General features: G+C 31.8%; 17 protein-coding genes and 2 pseudogenes. 2 read left to right on the forward strand and 17 right to left on the reverse strand.

Going from position 1 to position 19,235, the window contains the following annotated elements:
* Positions 1-132 precede the first annotated feature (132 nt).
* Complete coding sequence (locus CSPA_RS15785) at positions 133-1,176, forward strand: galactose ABC transporter substrate-binding protein (protein WP_015393328.1); 1,044 nt, start codon at positions 133-135, stop codon at positions 1,174-1,176.
* Positions 1,177-1,400: 224 nt separating this feature from the next.
* Here CSPA_RS15785 and CSPA_RS15790 read toward each other — a convergent pair whose 3' ends face one another.
* From CSPA_RS15790 to CSPA_RS15820, 8 genes and pseudogenes are all read right to left on the reverse strand, one after another.
* The gene (locus CSPA_RS15790; protein ID WP_015393329.1) at positions 1,401-1,712 is read right to left on the reverse strand and encodes a hypothetical protein; all 312 of its coding nucleotides are present in this window, start codon (positions 1,710-1,712) and stop codon (positions 1,401-1,403) included.
* Positions 1,713-1,714: 2 nt separating this feature from the next.
* Positions 1,715-2,269: a hypothetical protein gene (locus tag CSPA_RS15795; protein ID WP_015393330.1), complete on the reverse strand. Its 555-nt coding sequence runs from the start codon at positions 2,267-2,269 to the stop codon at positions 1,715-1,717.
* Positions 2,270-2,694: 425 nt separating this feature from the next.
* Positions 2,695-3,687, reverse strand: a complete 993-nt coding sequence (locus CSPA_RS15800) for a helix-turn-helix domain-containing protein (RefSeq protein ID WP_015393331.1) — start codon at positions 3,685-3,687, stop codon at positions 2,695-2,697.
* Positions 3,680-4,486, reverse strand: coding sequence for an EFR1 family ferrodoxin (locus CSPA_RS15805; protein ID WP_015393332.1), 807 nt, complete (start codon positions 4,484-4,486; stop codon positions 3,680-3,682). Before CSPA_RS15805 ends, CSPA_RS15800 begins: the two co-directional genes overlap by 8 nt.
* A 31-nt stretch (positions 4,487-4,517) precedes the next feature.
* Positions 4,518-4,646, reverse strand: a complete 129-nt coding sequence (locus CSPA_RS30790) for a hypothetical protein (protein WP_278046219.1) — start codon at positions 4,644-4,646, stop codon at positions 4,518-4,520.
* A 221-nt stretch (positions 4,647-4,867) separates the two neighbouring features.
* Complete coding sequence (locus CSPA_RS30590; protein WP_015393333.1) at positions 4,868-5,107, reverse strand: SDR family NAD(P)-dependent oxidoreductase; 240 nt, start codon at positions 5,105-5,107, stop codon at positions 4,868-4,870.
* Positions 5,076-5,960: pseudogene (locus tag CSPA_RS15815) on the reverse strand (aldehyde dehydrogenase family protein); the annotation flags it as partial. The pseudogene CSPA_RS15815 and the gene CSPA_RS30590, both read right to left, overlap by 32 nt.
* Positions 5,961-6,220: 260 nt before the next feature.
* Positions 6,221-7,024 carry an SDR family NAD(P)-dependent oxidoreductase gene (locus tag CSPA_RS15820; protein ID WP_015393335.1) on the reverse strand — a complete coding sequence of 268 codons (804 nt, stop codon included), beginning with the start codon at positions 7,022-7,024 and terminating at the stop codon, positions 6,221-6,223.
* A 505-nt stretch (positions 7,025-7,529) separates the two neighbouring features.
* Here CSPA_RS15820 and CSPA_RS15825 point away from each other — a divergent pair.
* Positions 7,530-8,792 (forward strand): annotated as a pseudogene (locus CSPA_RS15825) (transposase).
* Between the two features lie 396 nt (positions 8,793-9,188).
* Here CSPA_RS15825 and ftsH read toward each other — a convergent pair.
* The 9 genes from ftsH to CSPA_RS15870 form a co-directional block, all read right to left on the reverse strand.
* Positions 9,189-11,000, reverse strand: a complete 1,812-nt coding sequence (ftsH, locus tag CSPA_RS15830; protein WP_015393337.1) for an ATP-dependent zinc metalloprotease FtsH — start codon at positions 10,998-11,000, stop codon at positions 9,189-9,191.
* A 120-nt stretch (positions 11,001-11,120) separates the two neighbouring features.
* Complete coding sequence (locus CSPA_RS15835) at positions 11,121-12,281, reverse strand: MBL fold metallo-hydrolase (protein ID WP_015393338.1); 1,161 nt, start codon at positions 12,279-12,281, stop codon at positions 11,121-11,123.
* Positions 12,282-12,572: 291 nt separating this feature from the next.
* Positions 12,573-13,397 (reverse strand): SDR family oxidoreductase, encoded by an 825-nt coding sequence (locus tag CSPA_RS15840; RefSeq protein ID WP_015393339.1) that lies wholly within the window; start codon positions 13,395-13,397, stop codon positions 12,573-12,575.
* A gap of 101 nt (positions 13,398-13,498) precedes the next feature.
* Positions 13,499-14,527, reverse strand: a complete 1,029-nt coding sequence (locus CSPA_RS15845; protein ID WP_015393340.1) for an NADH:flavin oxidoreductase — start codon at positions 14,525-14,527, stop codon at positions 13,499-13,501.
* A gap of 108 nt (positions 14,528-14,635) precedes the next feature.
* Positions 14,636-15,454 carry an oxidoreductase gene (locus CSPA_RS15850; protein ID WP_015393341.1) on the reverse strand — a complete coding sequence of 273 codons (819 nt, stop codon included), beginning with the start codon at positions 15,452-15,454 and terminating at the stop codon, positions 14,636-14,638.
* 469 nt (positions 15,455-15,923) lie between these two features.
* Positions 15,924-16,406 (reverse strand): flavodoxin family protein, encoded by a 483-nt coding sequence (locus CSPA_RS15855; protein ID WP_015393342.1) that lies wholly within the window; start codon positions 16,404-16,406, stop codon positions 15,924-15,926.
* A gap of 35 nt (positions 16,407-16,441) precedes the next feature.
* Entirely contained in the window at positions 16,442-17,950 is a 1,509-nt protein-coding gene (locus CSPA_RS15860) for a methyl-accepting chemotaxis protein (protein ID WP_015393343.1), read from the reverse strand.
* A 592-nt stretch (positions 17,951-18,542) separates the two neighbouring features.
* Positions 18,543-18,878, reverse strand: coding sequence for a PTS sugar transporter subunit IIB (locus CSPA_RS15865; RefSeq protein ID WP_015393344.1), 336 nt, complete (start codon positions 18,876-18,878; stop codon positions 18,543-18,545).
* Positions 18,879-18,892: 14 nt separating this feature from the next.
* The gene (locus CSPA_RS15870) at positions 18,893-19,216 is read right to left on the reverse strand and encodes a PTS sugar transporter subunit IIA (RefSeq protein WP_015393345.1); all 324 of its coding nucleotides are present in this window, start codon (positions 19,214-19,216) and stop codon (positions 18,893-18,895) included.
* Between the last annotated feature and the right edge of the window lie 19 nt (positions 19,217-19,235).

Below are 19,235 nucleotides of genomic sequence, written 5' to 3' on the forward strand. Positions count from 1 at the left end.
ATTGCACAAAAATTTACCAAAGTTGTACTAATTGGTGATAGAGATGTATAATTTTAAATATTGAATAAATTTTTATATAAGAAGACATCATACTCCTATAACTAAAAATAAAGTATATGGAGGAATAAAGTAATGCTTTTTAAAAAAATAGCTATATTTTTTTTTGTTATCGTCATAATTGCTAAACTAAGTATTAATTATGATAATAACGTATATGCTAGTAACGATAAAATAGTTAATGTTGATGTATTACTATATACCTTTGATGATCCTTTCATGTCATCACTCAAACAAAGCTTAGAAAATATTCAAAAAGAAAATCCAACTAAAATTCATTTTACTTTTCATGATGGAAAAAATAATATAGCTTTGCAAAATGAAGAATTAGATTCTATTGTTAATAGAGGTAGCGTCGATTTAGTTATGGCAAACTTAGCTGATATAAGTGAAAATGCTGTAAATGGAGCTTTTGGTATAGTTAAGCCAAAAGAAATTCCAATAGTTTTTTTAGATGTTCCTCAAGATGTAGTATCAAAAGTTTCTAAAAATTATAAAAAAGCTGCATTTATATTAGCAAATTCTGATTTAGCTGGTACTGTTCAAGGTAATATTTTAGTTAATTTATGGAATTCTAATAAAAAAGCTATAGATAAAAATAATGATAACATCTTGCAGTATGTTTTATTACAAGGTGAAATTGATAATCCTGTAGCAATTGATAGAACAAATTATGTTATTTCAACAATTAATAACTCTGGAATCAGTACACAACAACTTGCACTTATAAATGCTAATTGGTTTAAAGAATTAGCTAGAGATTCTATTGAATCTCTATTTCTTAGATATAATGATAGAATTGAAGCAATAATATCAAACAATGATGCTATGGCAATAGGCGCTATCGAAGCATTACAAAAATATGGATTTAACACAGGGGATGAATCGAAAAATATAGCAGTTGTAGGAATTGATGCTATACCTGAAGCTAGAGATTTAATTGATAAAGGATTTATGACTGGTACTGTTATTCAAGATCCAAAAGTTTTAGCTGAAGTATTTTATAATGTTGGAATGAATTTAGTTAACAATTTGAATCCTATAGAAAATACCAATTATAAAATCATTAATGGAGAAATTATAGTTCCATTCCCTTACGAGGAATATGTCAAGAAATAATAGCAAAAGCAGTAGTTTGATTGCCCCTTACTGCTGCTCTATAAACTCTCACAATAATTATAATCATTAAATTCATAAAATTAGCTCTACCTTACTTCAATTACTTCATCATTATTTACCATCATGCATTGATTATAACACATTCTGTAAGCATGATATTTAAAATTTTACACAAAAAAAATAAGCAGTAGTGGATTGCTCCTGGCTACTGCTCCATTAAATTATCATTTCTTTTTTTTCGGTTCAACGAATAAATAATATATACTCATTACCACAAATGTTTGAGAAAAAATAGATATAGAAGATGTTACCAAAATGCTTAGAGAAGCCACCCCAAAGGCAACTAGTAATGCCGTTATTGAAATTACTGTATTATTAAAATCACAAACAAAATCATCTATTTTTATTATTAAGTTTTTAGAAAATATATATAATATAATTGAAATAATAATCGGTAATATTATCATTTCAAATAACTCATTTCTTTTACTTGTCTTAAAAAAATTGAATAAGATTATATATATTTTCTTAAACATGTTTATTCCTCACTTTCTTCAATTTCTAAAAATATATTATTAAAATACTCCTTAAATTCTACATTAAGCAATTTATTATAATTTTTAAATATGTCTTCACTGTTAACTAATCCATCGACACTTAACTCTGTTTCTATATATTTACTTAATTTCATACGTTCTGTATCAAGCGATATTGGGTTTCCATCAGCTCTACCACCAATAACAATTCTACTTATTTTTTCTTTTTTAGTTGGATTATTAAAGTTTTCAAAGTATTTAATAACTTTAGATTTGGAAAATGATAACCCTTTTATTGGTCTATACCACACATCTACATTTTTTCTTAATACATTCTCTTCACCATAAGCAATATCTTCATCTTGAGTAAGATTTTCTTTATCTACACTTACTCTAAGAAGTGATATTTTATCCATTTTTTCAAGTTCCTTAACAAAATCTGGTGAAGGAACTATTTCTATTTTAATTTCAAAGCCTAATAATTTATCACATTTTTCTTTCGCAAAATTATCCTTGACCCATTGCCTATATATCTTATTTATATTTTCAGAAATCATTCCAATTGTTACAGCACCAATTATTTTTTCAAAAATTAATACTGCTCTATTAGTATTTTTATATGTTTTTATAACATAGTGCTGTCTTTCTTCATCTCCATCAGTTTTATCTTTATGATATTTAGGAGTTAATGTATTAATATCTACTACATTAGTATTCTTGTTAAATTTTATATATTTTATTCGTATTTAAAATTTGAATAATTAACTTATAAATTTCTAATCAGCGTTTATAAATATCTTTATCTCGTCATTGAAACCACTTTAAAATGCTTTAGATATATTTTCAGTACCACTATTTCTAGAAAGTTGATTAATCTGCATTGTCACTGTAACACTACCGTCCTCCTCTTTAAGTTTTTAATAAAACTATTTACTTATTAATCTAAAATACCATTAAAAAGATAGTATCCATCCCGAAAGAACTAATTATTTATTTTCTTTTTATACTCACTTATTGTTATACCAGTCCATATATGAAATGCTCTTACAAAAGAATTTAAATCTTGATACCCTAATAGGTAAGCTATATCATCACTCGATATATCTGAATTTTTTAAATAATGCCTTGCAAGTAGTTCTCTAGTATGGTTTAGCTGTTTTTGGAATGTAGTATCTTCTTCTTTTAATTTTCTTTGAAGAGTTCTTGTGCTACAACCTAATTTTGATGACACATCATCTATGCTTCCTTCTCCTGCTGGTAAAAGTTCTATAAGTGCACTTCTAACTCTAGCTGCATAAGTGTCATCTATTTCTAATTCGCTAAGTCGCCTTCTTAATTCTGGCTTAAAATACTCCCACATAACATCATTTTGGCTTATAAAAGGACGTAGCGCATCTTCCTTTGATATAGTCAATATGTTTCTTGTTCCTACTTTAGGCCTTATTCCAAAAAACTTTTCATAATTATCATTATCTATCTTATGCTTTGTCATAACTTCCTTAGGTATACTATGAGTTTTGGTAGCATTTCTAATAAGTTGCACTAAAAATACCATTTCTATTTCAACTAAAAACTCTGGTAATTCGCTTTCTTTATTTTCAAAACTCATCTCCAATGTTATGTTATCTTTGTTTTCATTAACTAGGAATACTAATGGGCCTATAAGTTTTTTATATGTTGATATTCTTTTCATACAAGTTAATGCATTCCTACTGCAATAAGCCGCAAATATAGGTGGCGAAAATGTTTCTATATTTTCTATTGTACCAATCTTTATTGGGACACACTCATCATTTGATAACTCTTTTAGTATTTCCATAAATCTTATATATTCAATTGCTGTTAAAGAAGGTATTTGATGACTAAATAAATCTTCAGGTAAGTTAGATTTTTTTAGTACTTCTGCAATTGATATGCCAAGACTTCCGATTAAATCTGCAAATTTTCTATCTAGTATAAATTTATTATTAGACATTTAAACTCCTTCCATATCTATCAGTAGATATTTCTTTAAAATACGGATTAATGTATCTCCCTTTTTTAATTGTTGATTTTCCATATTGTATTGCTTTTTTAGGACAATGATGAATACATGCCAAACATTGAGAGCACTCACCACTCCACTGAGGTTTTCCTTTTGCTAATGTTATTATATTTGAAGTACATACTTTTTCACACTTTCCACATGATACACAATCATCCGTTGAATAAAATTTTGATACATTATTAAAAAATATTTCAAAAATCGTATTCATTGCACCAGTTAAAAACCTTGATGTAAGTCCTTTTTCTAGCTCAAATACATTTTGTTTTCTTTCTTTTATTAATGTGTTTATTTTTTTTATTTTATTTTTAGCATTCTCAAGCTTTCTTCTTTCCACTTCTTTTGAATCTACGTCACCTAATATTATATAATTATTTGGCATAATAATTGAGAATCCACTATTTAAAGTCATCTCTTTATTATTAAGATCTTTTTTTATTATCCCTATAGCATTTCCTGCATCATCACCACAAGTAGCTACTGAAAAAACATAATTATTTTTATAATTCTTAAATTTAACATTTTTAATAAATTCCTTTACCATATTCGGAAGTGAATAAGCATAAATAGGATATATAATCCCAATAACTTCTCCATCCTTTAAAGTAAAATCTAATTCTTTTTTTTCATTAATTAGCTTAGAAATAGAAATTATTGTATCATTATTTGCCTTTGCAATTTCACTTGCTACATACCCCGAATTACCCGTTCCTGTGAAATAAAAAATCATTTATTCTACTCCTTTTTGAATTTATTCATTTTTATTTTTCTTGTTGTATTTGATATATTTGTTTTAACATTAATTTTTTAGGCATAATTTGTAACATACTCATCATAGCTTTTTGAGAAGCTGTAACCCCTACAATAATATCTAATTTACCTTGTAACATTGGCTACAATATATGGACTGCCTATCTTAGCAAATAAAGGTGTATTATTCATATCAGATGTTTTTGCAAATTCTGTTTTTGTTACTTCAGGTAATAATGCTGTAACTGTTACGTTTGTATCATTATAATTCTTGTGCTATTGCATTGCTAAAAGATAAAACATAAACTTTTGATGCATAGTAAACAGCTTGTAATGGACCAACCATAAGAGCTGCTGTTGATTATACATTTAGTACCTTACCACTATTTCTTTTTACAAAGTCAAGTAAAAAGAACATTGTTAAAGTAGTTAATGTGACTATATTAACTTGAATCATTTGTAAATCTAATTCCATTGGACGTTCATGAAAATAACCACGTCCTCCAAATCCGGCATTGTTTATAAGGTAATCTACTTCGATGCCTACTTCTCTTACTTCATTATAAATTTCAATAGGTGATTGTGGTAGTGTTAACTTCACACCAACAAAAAAATAATTTTTGTTCCTTAATCATAGAAAACTTACAACGTTTGTACCCCATTGTTATTTTATCCAGCATTTTTGCTTCATTGGCTACTGCTTTTTCTATCTGTGCTCTTACTTTATCAGCCGCTTTCTTTGAGCATACTGGAGCAAGAGTGGTTTCTGGATTTAATGGATTACCTACTATCATCTGATCAATCGCACCCTGCACAGACTTCTGAATATCTGCATCCGGCATAACAACCATGGCATCTGAACCGCCAAGTTCCATAACACATTTCTTAAGATTATGACCCAATTTTGCCGCAACACCACGTCCTACCGTTGTACTTCCTGTAAGCGTAATTCCACAGATGCGCGGATCTGCAATCAGGTCATCAGACTGCTTATAATCAATAAAAAGATTTGTAAGGCAGCCATCCGGAAGTCCAGCATCCTTAAATAGCTTCTCCATTGTAAGTGCGCATTGTGGGCAGTTCGAAGCATGCTTTAAAACAACAACATTTCCTGCCATTAGCTGTGCCGCCGGTCTTGTCATCTGAAAGAAGGGTACATTCCACGGTTCGATCATGTAAATAATGCCCAGTGGCTGATAGATACCAACTGCATTTCCAGACATCTGGTCTGTTGTTTTTACAAAATGAGGTTTTAATAATTCTTTTGCATTATCTGCATAATAGCTCATAATTTCCGTACAGATATTCATCTCCCAAGCTGCAATAGTAACTAATTTGCCAGTCTCAATTGTATTAATTGCTGCAAGTTCTTCTCTTCTCTCTACTGCGAGCTCTGCCGCTCTTTGAAGAATTGCTGCTCTTTCTTCAAATGTTGTCTTAGACCATAATTTGTATACCTCCTGTGTCTTAACAAGCTTTGCCTAAAGTTCCTCATTTGTTAGTTAAACTCTGCTGTTACCTCACCAGTGTAAGGATTTGTTGTTTTGTAAGCCATAATTTTGTCCTCACTTTCTTTGATTTGGATTTTTAACTTGTTAATTATGTTACGTGTAAAACACGTGCTGCTGTCAGCTTCTCTTCATCAGGATGTCAACGATGTAGTTCCGTGTATTGTAATAAAATCTAATCTAAACATTCAATTTTTTCTCTGACTTTATTTCTTTGCGCTTCCTCTCAGCTGCATATTATAAACATTGTCCATCAGCATTTTCTTTGGAAGGATTGGTGTCAGCTTCATGAAGATCTTCTGAATTCCTACAAGTCCTGCTGTCACATTCATTTCTCCCTTAATCATTGCATCGTATCCTGCCTGCGCAACAGGTGTTGGATCAGTTGCATTTGCAAAAAGCGCTGTATCAGAAAGGCCACCAGCATTTGCGAATCCAGTGCTCATAGCTCCTGGCATAAGACATGTCATCGTTACTCCTGTGCCTTTCAATTCTCTCCATACTGCATTTGACCAGCTTGTCACATAGGCTTTTGTTGCATAATAACATGCCTGAAGTGGTCCTGGCATGGTTGCTGCCGTCGAGCTGACATTCAGAACTTTGCCGTTTCCTCTCTTTACCATATCTGAAAGGAAGAGTTTGCAAAGTCTTGTGGGTGTCTCTACATTCACCGCAATCATAGAGAGATCTTCTTCCATGGTACGCTCACGAGCGAAATCACCCTGTCCACCAAAGCCTGCGTTATTGATTAAATAATCGACGTCCCATCCATTTTCTTTACATGTATTATAAATCTGCTGTGCTGCCTCTGGAGATGAAAGATCTACTGCAAACGTGTGTGCTGTCACATGATACTTTTCCTCTATTTCCTTTGCCTGTACATCAAGTTTCGTCTGATCTCTGCCTACCAGGATCAGATCTCCACCTGATGCCGCATGAATATTTGCAAAGCGTGTTCCGAGTCCGCCGTAAGATCCTGTGATTAGTGCTATCTTTTTTGATTTGTTCATTTTGTTTACCTCTTCTTTCTAAAATGTGTGTTTGAATGTTACTATTCTGCGTTGTTCTATTTGATGATTGAATTATAACAAAAAAATGGTACCTCGATGAACATCATAAGGCGCCATTTTTTAATCAATTTATGCCATTTTTTTATTCTTTGGATAATATCTTTCCTTATCTACCTCTGCAATTCTTTTATACTTATATTAGTTTTGGTATGATTCCATTAAAAGCAATTCAATATATGCCCGACTTTCACTACGTGCCTTTGCGACATATTTACTTTCCACATATAGTATTATTCTTTATTTTGTCTTTTATTCACTAATTACCACAAAAACTAGGTATACCTCCTTTCAATTTGTTTCTTTTTTAGGCGTTTGCGAAACGCCGCAACCCGCAGAAATGCGGGATATTTTTTTAGCAAAATAAAATAACTCCTCACTGATTTATGGTAAAATTGAATCGACTAAAAAACAAAACCACCATATACCTCAGAAAGGAGTCATATATATGATAACATATAAACAGCTTTCTTTGGCAGATACTTATTCTGATTGCAAAGAAATATTTGAAGAAAATATAAGCTTTATTCTATGATTAGCTCTTTAATTTTACAACGTATTTTTTCAATTCCTACAGATGCTCTTTTAATTATTTTTCTTAAATATTCACAAGAACTAAGAGACTTCTGTGGCTTTTTAAAAGTTCCTGATTCCTCTAAGTTTACTCGTTTTAAACAAGATTTCCTTTTGGACTTACAATCTATGTTCGATAATCTTGTTGATATGACCGAACCAATATGCCAACAAATTGATGAGAATCTTGCTTCTATGACTATTTTTGATACTTCTGGCATTGAGGCTTTTGTAACTGAAAATAACCCTAAATATGCCAATCGCATTATAAAACAACTTAAAAATTTTAAGAAGGCATGTAATTTAGATGAATCTTATGATCCTTATAAAGCTGCCTATGGTTCTATGCCTACACATGCTTCAGCAAATCCGACCATCCAACAGATGTATATTAATGGGCATTTTTGCTATGCTTTTAAATTCGGCATCATTACTAATGGCCTCGGTATCGTAAGAGATATTTCATTTTATAATAAAAATTTTATCACAGCTCATCCTGATATTATTATTGAGAAAAAGTCTTATTCACCTGATGAAGATAAGTCCCTTGCAGATTCTAAGGCTCTTATTCCTGTTCTCAAAGATTTCTTTAAGAAGCATCCTCTAATAAATCCTAAAACTTTTTTAGGCGATGCTGCTTTTGACAGTATTCAAATTTATCGTGATCTTCTTCTTGAATTAAAATTTGATAAAGCATATATTCCTTTAAAAACTAGGCTTACACTAGAAAATGCTGATTGCCCTTTAAACAAAGACGGCATTCCATGCTGTCCGCGTGATTCCTCTCTTCAAATGAAGCGTGAAGACAGCAAATCTCATCTTCGTTCTAGAATTCCAACAATGAAGTTTGTATGCCCTAAAATGAAATGGATATATAATAAAGAAACTAAAAAGAGCAAACGTGTAACTCAATGTGAAAATCCATGTACAAATTCTAAATGTGGACGAATGTTTTATATATATCCAGAAAAGAATTTACGAGCATATCCTGGTACAACACGTGGAAGCCAAGAATAGGACACGACTTATAAAATTAGAGTTGCTGTTGAAAAAAATATTAACCGCTTCAAATACAGCTACTGCGTTGCGGAGCGTAAGACTCAAAATGAGCAAACACTTCATGCTTATTTACTTCTAGCCGGTATAACTCAGTTAATAACAGTCATCGTAGCAGATAAAATACATAAATATGAATATATACGAAGCCTTAAACCATTAATAGCATAAACTTCACTTCCAAAAATTGAAATATATCTTTGCTTTATTTCTTGCACCCTTTTTTAATAATTTAACAATTCTATTTGTATAGCAGGAAACATTAAATCATTTAATAATGTTTTTGCAATTTCAAATCAACCCTTATTCACTTTTATCAATGAGTTTCGCAATTATCTATGTTTCTTTTTATTTCATTACTTAAGTAATAAATCATAAATTGTTGTACTATTATATGATTTTGCTGAGTAATCGAGTCGAGCTTCCGTTATGACGCGAAATATGCAATCATACTGTTCTATTATTTTTTTGATTGTGCCTAAACTCTAGTTGAATTTAATATATCCATAAACTCATCACCCATTATAGTTTCTTTGTGAAGAAGATGAGATGAAATTTTGCAAAGTGATTCCATATTATCTTTTAAAAGACTTAATGCTTTTTCATAACAATTGTTTATAATTTGAAGAACTTCTCTATCAACTTCAGCAGAAGTTTCAGTAGAGCAAGTCTGAATTGGTCTTCCATCTAGATATCTATTTTGTATTGACTCCAACCCCATCACACCAAATTTATCTGACATGCCATATATAGTTACCATCTGTCTTGCAATTTGGGTGGCTCTTTCAATATCATTTGAAGCTCCTGTAGTTGCTTTTTTGAAGATAATCTCTTCTGCTGCTCTACCAGCTAAAAGTACTACTATTTGCTCTGCTAATTCCTCCTTAGATATAAGAAATTTTTCTTTCTCTGGCATCTGCATTGTATAGCCTAGTGCTCCCATTGTTCTTGGAATAATGGTAATCTTATGGACTGGTTGTGTTTCCTTTTGCAATGCAGCTGCAAGCGCATGTCCTACTTCATGAAAAGCAACTAAACTCTTTTCTTCCTCTGTCATAATTCTATCTTTCTTCTCTTTACCTGCGATAACAGTTTCCACAGCTTCGAATAGGTCATCCTGTCTAACCACATCTCTGCCCATTCTTACAGCCCTTAAAGCAGCTTCATTTACCATATTAGCAAGGTCTGCTCCAACAGCACCTGCAGTAGCCAATGCTATTTCTCTCAAATTCACACTGCTATCAAGCTTAACATTTTTCCCATGAACCTTAAGTATCTCTTGTCTACCTTTAAGATCAGGTTTATCCACAATAACTCTTCGATCAAATCTTCCAGGTCTTAAAAGGGCTTTGTCCAATATCTCTGGTCTATTAGTTGCGGCAAGTATTACTACGCCCTTTGAAGAATCAAATCCATCCATTTCCGCTAAAAGCTGATTTAATGTTTGTTCACGTTCGTCGTTTCCACCAAGTTTGCTATCACGACTTTTTCCTATTGCGTCAATTTCATCGATGAATACGATACATGGTGCATTCTTCTCCGCTTGTTGAAATAAATCTCTAACTCTAGAAGCACCAACTCCTACAAACATCTCCACAAAATTTGAACCTGATAAAGAAAAGAAAGGCACATTTGCTTCCCCTGCTACTGCTTTAGCAAGCAAAGTCTTGCCTGTACCTGGTGGTCCTACTAATAGTGCCCCTTTAGGTAGTTTAGCTCCTATTTCAGTATATCTTGATGGCTTATGAAGAAAATCTACTATTTCACTAAGTGATTCCTTTGCCTCTTCCTGTCCAGCTACATCATTAAAAGTAACACCCGTCTTTTTCTCAATATATACCTTTGCATTACTTTTTCCAAAAGACATAGCTCCGGTTCCACCAATTCTATTACCTAAAGTCTTCATTATAAATGAACCTAGTAAATAGAACATAGCAAAAGGTAATATCCATGTAAGTATAAAAGTTACAATAGGCCACTGCACATCTTTAACTGGTGTTGAAAATTTTACTCCTGCAGTATGAAGCTTATCTACCAATTGAGGATCATTTAAAGTTCCAGTGTAGTAAACTTTCTTATCACTCCCATTTTCTTTTGGAGTTATTAAAAGCCTATCATCTTCAATCTTTACTGATTCTACCTGATTATCTTGAATCATTGTAAGAAAGGTACCATAGTCGATTTCCTGACGTGTAGATCTTGAAATCCATGTGATAGCTATATTTATTATGAATGTAATAATTAGGGTAACCACAATATAACTGACTAAACGCTTTTGTTTTTGTAACATAATTCTACTCCTTTGATTTTAATTTGTTAACATTCCTATCTACTCTTAATTGTTTTTTTACCAATAAAATGTTCTTGTCCAAAACTTAATGTAAAAAGGATTTAATTAATATGAGTTTTCTTAATTGATTTCCCACCACGAAGAAGGAGGAATATTTAAGTCTGAATCTAACAACACAGTCCCACCAATCATGGGAACTATTAAGTTAACTTTTTCCTTTTTTGCTTCTTTTGATGCTCGTTCTATAGGCTCATTCCAACCATGATAAGCTAATGAGAATGCCGCCCAATGCATTAACATCATATTCTTACCTTTCACCTCTAAATTTGCCTGTACAGATTGTTCTGGTATCATATGAATATCTGGCCAACGTTTATCATATTGCCCCCCTTCAATTAAGGTAATATCAAAAGGTCCGTATTTATCTCCAATTTCCTTAAAATGCTGGCCATATCCACCATCTCCACTGACATATAAACGTGTGTTTTTCCCAAGAATTACAAAGCCTCCCCATAGAGTAGTATTAGTATTAAACATTCCCCTTCCGGAAAAGTGCCTGGATGGTGTCAATGAAATAGTTAATCCTTGGAATTCAATTTCATCCCACCAATTGAGTTCAGTAATTTTTTCTTTTGGAACACCCCATCGGATTAAATGAGAACTTGCCCCAAGAGGAACAAAGAAATGTGATGCTTTATCCTTTAACTTTACAATTGACTGATAATCTAAATGGTCGTAATGGTCATGGGATATAAATACTGCATCAATAGGTGGAATTTCATCAATAATATTCATCATATTTTCACTATATTTATATCTTTTGCTTCCTGCAAACGAAACTGGTGATGCAATGGTTCCTAAGATAGGGTCCACCAGCATCTTTTTATTATCTATACTAAGTAAAAAAGTAGAATGTCCAAGCCAAGTCAAACTATCTTTTTCACTTTTAATTTTGTTCCACTCAATAGCATTAACCGGAATTTCCCCATCCGGGTTTCGATTTTTAGGGTCTGAAAAAAAATCCTTAATAGTTGATAATCCATCAGATAGATTCGTAATCACACTTGTTGGCACTTCATTAACAAATTTTCCATTGTTATAATTATTAAAATGCTTATAAATATCTTTCTGTTCTTTAGTTTGATTTCCACCAAAAGCTGGATCTAAGTTTAAAAACAGTGCAATACCAATGCATAATGAAATAAAGAAACTAAATAAATATAACATCACTTTTCTCCTCTGTTTTCTTTTTAAATCAATTATTGCCATTACAGTCCGCATGTTAAATCCTCTTACAATCTTATTTTTCTTTCTGCCTTTAATTTAACTTCATCTATGTTAAGATTATATTCTCTATTTTATCGCGCATTAACATCATTACTTGCCATACTTTTATCAATTTAAGTCACTAGCTTCTTATTAATTATAATAGTCACTTATATATGCTGACCCTATGCCTGCATAAGCCATCATTTGGTCGCCTAACGTAAAATAATATATATTTCTATATTGTATTTTGTACAAAAGCTGTCACCCATAATATGCGACAGCTTTAAATTATATGTTCTTAAATTATTTTAGGGCAAATCTTTCTTTTATCATTGAAACATAAGCTTCATCACCTTGAGTTTCTCTTATAGATATAGCTTGTTTTGCATCTTCACCCGCAATGTATCTTAGTGTATTTGTTCCATCAGTAACTGCTTCATAAATTACTTCTGCCACAAGTGTAGGTTCACTAGATATTTGCTGACTATCACCTGTAGCTAAGCTATAAAAATTACTAAGAGATGCATTATAATCAGTTATTGTTTCTGATTTTGCATGATCCATAGATCTGCCAGTGAAATCTGTTTTGATCACACCAGGCTCAATTAATTTTACTTTAATTCCAAAATCATTTAGTTCATAACTTAATGATTCTGTAAAACCTTCCACCGCAAATTTAGTAGAATTATAAGTTGATATAAATGGAAGTGTTGTTTTTCCTGCTGAAGATGCTACATTTACAATTATACCCTTTTTATTTTCTCTAAAGTGCTTCAAAAATGTTCTAGTAGTATTAAATAAGCCAAATACATTTACGTCAAACTCTCTGCGAATTTGCTCATCTGTAGATATTTCAAATGGTCCAAATAATGAATATCCTGCATTATTTACTAAGACATCTATTGTTCCAAATTCTTTTAAAATACCTTCATATGTTTTGCTAATAGTTTCTTGATTTGTAACATCAAGTGAATAAATTTTAACATTTTCAATTTGAGTTAATTCAGTTTCTCTTTCTGGTGACCTCATAGTAGCAGCTACCTTCCACCCTTTTTCTGCAAAATATTTAGCTGTTTCCTTTCCAATACCAGATGAAGCTCCTGTTATAACCACTGTTTTCTTTTCCATATTAATTCCTCCATTCATAATTACAATTTATATAGATTAACCTACAAATATCTAAATTTTAGATTTTTGAGGGTTTTATACTAGTACAAAATTTCAGATAATTACCTATTGAAAACACATCTTGTTACATCCTCTGTGGATTCCAAACACTTATTGCAAGAGAGGCATTTTGCAGGTTTAAAATCCCCTTCTTTCCATCTATTAATTAAATTACTTTCGCATAGAAGAGGTCTTGCAAGTGAAAAATATTCAATGTCAGTTTGATTTAAAATATTCGAGATAGACTCAAAGTCACGGTTACCTCCTACTAAAATAACTGGTACATTAATATCTTTTGCTATCTCTTCTGCATATTTCTTGAAATAGGCTTCCTCATTTTTCGATATTTTTCTTGATGTACCTAAATTAGGAGGAGAAATTAGAGTTCCCCCACTAATTTCAATAGCATCCATCCCTATTTCCTCCAACTTTGTGCATACCTGCTTGCATTCATCAAAGGACAATCCTTCATTAATAAAATCTTCACTATTAATTTTTATTATAACTGGATAATCTGGGCCCACCTTGTCCCTTATAGCTTTATATGAATCAAAAATTATTCTTGCTCGATTATCGATACTGCCATTATACTCATCAATTCTCTTGTTAAAATAAGGAGATAAAAATTGGCTAAATAAAAACCCATGGGCTGCATGAATCTGAATACCATCAAACCCTGCCTTTTTAGCTCTAGCCGCTGCGTCTCCAAATGCAGTCACTATTGATTGAATATCATCAGCTGTTACATTCATTGGTGTTAAGAATTCTCCATTTAAAGTGACAAACGCAAGCTGAACAAAAATTTTGCTTCCATATTTATGGATTGTTGAAGTCAGTTTTTCATATTCCTGTATAAGTTCATCACTGTAGAGACCAATTTGTCCATTTGTAGCTTTTGAATTTTCTGTTATATATGCTAGGCTTGTAATAATAAGTCCAACACCACCTTTTGCAAGATCCTCATACAAGTTTGAAATTCTATCAGTTAAAAATCCTGCCTCATCAGCCAAATGTTCTGTAGTAGCCGATCTAATAAATCTGTTTTTTAATTGAACCTTGTTTATTGAAGTCTTATCGAATAATGTTCTCATATACTTTTTCTCCTTTTATTTTTTTAATTGTCATACTTACAATTATCACTTCACTTGTAGTCAAACATAACAATATCTTTTATATTAAATAATAATTCTACAACTATACTAACTGAACATTTTTATGATTCTATCATAAACACGATCCCCAAAAACTGTTTTCATGAATACCATCGGTTTTGCAAAATAGCCTACTAGATAACGAGTTTTCGGCTTTCTTACGGTTACGGCTTTACCAATGCAGCGAGCAATTAATTCTGGTTTCGAAAGTTGACTTCCAGTATAATTCTTAATCATACCATCAGCTGCTTTGCTGGCAGCTTGTGCATATGCACCCTTTGCAGATGCAGTTTTAAGCTTTTCAGCAGCAATAATACCCCAGTCAGTTTTTATTCCGCCCGGCTCCACAACAATTACATCGATCCCAAACGGTTCCAATTCTAATCGTAAACAATCAGAAAGACCTTCTACTGCAAACTTAGTTGCATGGTACCAACCACCAAATTTAGTCCATATTTTCCCACCCATAGAAGAAATATTAACAATTTTCCCAGATTTATTTTTTCTCATACTTGGCACAACAAGCTGTATCATTCGAGCAAGTCCAAATACATTAACTTCCACCTGATGACGTGCTTCTTCCATTGGCACATCCTCTATTGATCCATATGATCCATATCCCGCATTATTCACGAGTACATCAATTTTTCCTTCATTCTTAAGTATCCCATTAACACATTTAACCATAGATTCATCATTTGTCACGTCTAAAGAAATGGTGTGTATTCCTTTTACCTCAAGGTCTTTCATCATCTCTTTCCGTCTAGCTGCTCCATAAACTATAAAACCTCTTTTGTAAAGTTCGATTGCAGTTTCCTTTCCAATACCTGAAGATGCTCCTGTAATTAGTGCTACTTTTTTACTCATATATACCCCTCCTATATTTTACAGATGTCATAGTCATCTATTTCATCAATAAATTTAACATCATCTTATGTTAGGATTATATTATTTATCTCATCAAATTTTAACATCATTAAACGCCATGGTTTTATCAATTTACGCCACAACACTTATTATTAGAGTACGATAGTATTCGGTACATTCAAAAAATAACAAGTCCATCTATCAATCCTATTTTCCATCATGCTACATCAACAGATTACCATAATAGCGGACCTATTATGGTAATCTGCTTCCTTTTCCTTGTCTGATGAAAAATAATCATGGCATTTTGGACTTGTTATATTGTTTTTTGTACAAAAGCTGCTACCCATAATATGGACTGAAGCTTTTACATATTTGTTCTTAATTTATTCAATTTCTTCTGAAGCGTTCTTTTGCTAAATCCTAATTTTTCTGCCACATCACCTCTCTTTATTCCAAGAATTGTGTCTTATTCATTCACTATCTTCTTAGCCCAAACAATTGCCTTTTTCTTATTATTCTCTTTCTCGTAGCTTAATGGTTCCAAAAACTCACACTCTCCTATAATCATGTTTCCATCCAATAATTTTTTCATGTTTTCTAGTGTTCTTCCCTTCTGTCCACCATGGCAACAAAAGAGCCCAATTTTTTTTCCTACCATAGAATGTTTCTTAAAAAAAGTCCTTATTGGGGGAGCAAATGTATAAGTCCATACAGGTGAACCAATAATTATCAAATCGTAATCTGCTGGATTTTTTTCCATTGTAAGTAAAATAGGTTCACTTTGACTAACAAGTTGCCTAACGCCCCATCCAACCTTCATCAGACCTGACGCATTCATAGTTTTTTTCGTCTTTAATTCAGTGATATCTGCATTGATTTCTCTTGCAATTGTTTCTGCAATAAACTTTGTATTTCCATCATGAGAGTAATATATTACAAGCTTTTTCACTTCTAACCTCCTATTATTAAGAATAACCCTTCTGACTATGCCATCTCTTTTTGCTCAGACAATTCTCTTGATAAATATAGTAGCTGTTCAAGAATTATATTAGAACTCTGCATCGATTCCCCCTGTTCCTTAATCGAATCGGCAATTCTCTCCGTCTCTGCAAATGCCTGAATTGATGCCTTTTCTGTTTCTTCTGTCATTTTTACAATCTTTTCTTTAAAAATAGTAATAGCATGTATCTCTTCATTGACTGAAGCAATTTCGCTTACAATTGTTCTAATCTTTTCATTTATCTGTTCAAAAACAATCTTTGTTTCATCCGTCAGTTTCTTCTGAATTTGCATTATTACATCAACTTCATTCATATTGCAATTGGCAGCATTGATGCCATCATTCACATTATTTATAACAACTTCAATTTCATTTGTTGAGCTAGCTGTTTCCTCTGCCAGCTTCCTAATCTCGTCTGCAACTACAGAAAATCCTCTTCCATGCTCTCCTGCACGAGCAGCTTCAATGGATGCATTTAATGCTAACAAATTGATTTGAGATGAAATAGCTTTTATAGTTCCAGAAATGGATTTGATTTCTTCTACTCTGTTTTCCAAATAAGAAACCGCTTCACCTAAATTAGATGTACTTCTTACACTAACATCCATCTGAGAATTAATCATAGATATCTTTTCTTCACCGCTTAAATTCGACATCTTAGCTTCATTTGAGTTTTCTACCAACTGTACAACTGATATTTTTAAGCGCTCCAACATTTCAGAAAAGTCTTGAATATTTATGTAAATCTGTTTGTTAATCATAACATTTTCCTGACTACATGATGCCACTTCATTTGATGCTACAACCATGACTTTCTGATTTTCCATATCCTTTGAAAAGTTACTTGCAAAGTGTTCACCAATTGAATAAACTTGTGTAGAAAGCTCTTTATTCTTTGTCAGTATCTTCTCAATCTCATCAAGCAATTTTTTTGATTTTTCTGATTCCAAAGAAAGTCCTATTCTTTGACTATCGAAATAGAAATAAATCATTCCAATACCAGCTATTGAGCTAACAAGGTTTATACAGTAAATTATCATTGCAGTTACAGAACCGTTAGTTATTGCAAGAACTGGTGCATAAAATTTTAACACGCTCAAAATTACAGTAACGATGACAGTTATCACAAATTTTACTCTTATTTCAAGTGCATTTGAAAAAAACGCCAATGCAACCACTACAAGCATGTACAAATAAAATCCTAGATTCCATCCACCTGTTATTGTTGATAAAATTGAAAATACACAAAGTTCCATTAATGCCAGAATAATAGCTACTTTACTTTTTCCTATGTGATTTAGATATATGCATATAGGAAACAAAACTAATGGAACAATATTATATAGGGCAACAATATTCATCCCTAGGTAGATTACTACAAATTCCATCATAATATGGGTAATGAAGTTTGCTAGATAAAAATATCCACTGATTGTGTAATTCAAATTATAGGGATCTGTTTTATTTTTAAAGATATATAATACATTATCCATATATAAATCACCTCTCCAAATCTAATATTTATAATAATTTTAATATTTTCCTTACAATTAGTGAACAACAATACATGCCAACATGCATACAATTTGTGCCATAGGTTTTATTCCCCAAACAAGTTCCTAATCCTCTTAAAATACAACATCAAGAAGACATATAAAACATTAAATTTATCAGGAGTATGGATTGACGGAATTACTTACATTATAGCGCAAAAAACACTTTATACTTTGCAGTATTTATAGATATATATTCATAAAAGCTGTTGGTTGGTCTATTAACAATAGACTAAAATATACTCTTGCAATAGATGCATCTATGCAAACACATGGAAAAAATATCCTCAAAAAGATTTACTTGTATATACAGACCAAAAGGCTCAATTTACAGTTGGAAAATTTCAATGATTATTGAAACGTTATGATATTATTCACAGTAAAAGTAGAAAAGGAAATCCATCAATAATACGGTACTGGAATCTTTTTGTCGAATAATAAAAAGAGAGCTTATTCGAGATACCCATTATGAGTCACTTGAACAAGCTCAAAAAGAAATCTTTAATACATAAACTTTGTGTCTACAAAACCTTTACGGTTCCAATTTTTTTGTTTTGTTATCTTCAACTAATTTTAAAGCAGCATCTAAAACTTTCTCACCATTCATCCTTCCGTAATCTGCTACATTTATTACATCTATTGGCACGCCTTTAGTTTCACACATAGCTTTTAGTTGAGAAAGTTTAAATCTTACTTGTGGTCCAAGTAGTGCTACATCTATTCCTTCTTCTAATCTTTTGTTTAATGTTGATTCTGGATAAGCTTCAACGTCTACTTCTATTTTTTTTTGGTCTGCTGCCTCTCTAATTTTCTTAACTAGTATGCTTGTTGACATACCTCCTGCACAAAATAATGCTATTTTAATCATAAAATTGTCCTCCTCTATTTAGCTACTAATGTATTTATAATTTTTCTTAATTTAACTATTTGCTCAATAAGATTTTTTTCTGTTAAAGCTGTCATTAAATGATCTTGAGCATGTACAAAAAGTACTGTAATTTCAGTTTTTTCACCTGCAGCTTCTTTTTGTAATAAAGAAGTTTGTGCATTATGCGCTAATTCTAATGATTCACTTGCTTTCTGCATTAACGCATCAGCTTCCTCATACATTTCATCATTTACCTTCTCCAATGCATCATATGCATGTGCTTTAGCTTCACCTGCGTTTATTATAATGTTCATTATAATCATTTCTAGTTCACTCACAATTAATACCTCCATCTAC

The organism is Clostridium saccharoperbutylacetonicum N1-4(HMT), assembly GCF_000340885.1.
GTDB lineage: Bacteria > Bacillota > Clostridia > Clostridiales > Clostridiaceae > Clostridium > Clostridium saccharoperbutylacetonicum.

What these genes read in the sequence shown, in the direction of transcription:
- CSPA_RS15785 (WP_015393328.1), top strand. Translation starts at nt 133, where the DNA reads ATGCTTTTTAAAAAAATAGCTATATTTTTTTTTGTTATCGTCATAATT.
- CSPA_RS15790 (WP_015393329.1), bottom strand. Translation starts at nt 1,712, where the DNA reads ATGTTTAAGAAAATATATATAATCTTATTCAATTTTTTTAAGACAAGT.
- CSPA_RS15795 (WP_015393330.1), bottom strand. Translation starts at nt 2,269, where the DNA reads ATGATTTCTGAAAATATAAATAAGATATATAGGCAATGGGTCAAGGAT.
- CSPA_RS15800 (WP_015393331.1), bottom strand. Translation starts at nt 3,687, where the DNA reads ATGTCTAATAATAAATTTATACTAGATAGAAAATTTGCAGATTTAATC.
- CSPA_RS15805 (WP_015393332.1), bottom strand. Translation starts at nt 4,486, where the DNA reads ATGATTTTTTATTTCACAGGAACGGGTAATTCGGGGTATGTAGCAAGT.
- CSPA_RS30790 (WP_278046219.1), bottom strand. Translation starts at nt 4,646, where the DNA reads ATGTTACAAGGTAAATTAGATATTATTGTAGGGGTTACAGCTTCTCAA.
- CSPA_RS15820 (WP_015393335.1), bottom strand. Translation starts at nt 7,024, where the DNA reads ATGAACAAATCAAAAAAGATAGCACTAATCACAGGATCTTACGGCGGA.
- ftsH (WP_015393337.1), bottom strand. Translation starts at nt 11,000, where the DNA reads ATGTTACAAAAACAAAAGCGTTTAGTCAGTTATATTGTGGTTACCCTA.
- CSPA_RS15835 (WP_015393338.1), bottom strand. Translation starts at nt 12,281, where the DNA reads ATGCGGACTGTAATGGCAATAATTGATTTAAAAAGAAAACAGAGGAGA.
- CSPA_RS15840 (WP_015393339.1), bottom strand. Translation starts at nt 13,397, where the DNA reads ATGGAAAAGAAAACAGTGGTTATAACAGGAGCTTCATCTGGTATTGGA.
- CSPA_RS15845 (WP_015393340.1), bottom strand. Translation starts at nt 14,527, where the DNA reads ATGAGAACATTATTCGATAAGACTTCAATAAACAAGGTTCAATTAAAA.
- CSPA_RS15850 (WP_015393341.1), bottom strand. Translation starts at nt 15,454, where the DNA reads ATGAGTAAAAAAGTAGCACTAATTACAGGAGCATCTTCAGGTATTGGA.
- CSPA_RS15860 (WP_015393343.1), bottom strand. Translation starts at nt 17,950, where the DNA reads ATGGATAATGTATTATATATCTTTAAAAATAAAACAGATCCCTATAAT.
- CSPA_RS15865 (WP_015393344.1), bottom strand. Translation starts at nt 18,878, where the DNA reads ATGATTAAAATAGCATTATTTTGTGCAGGAGGTATGTCAACAAGCATA.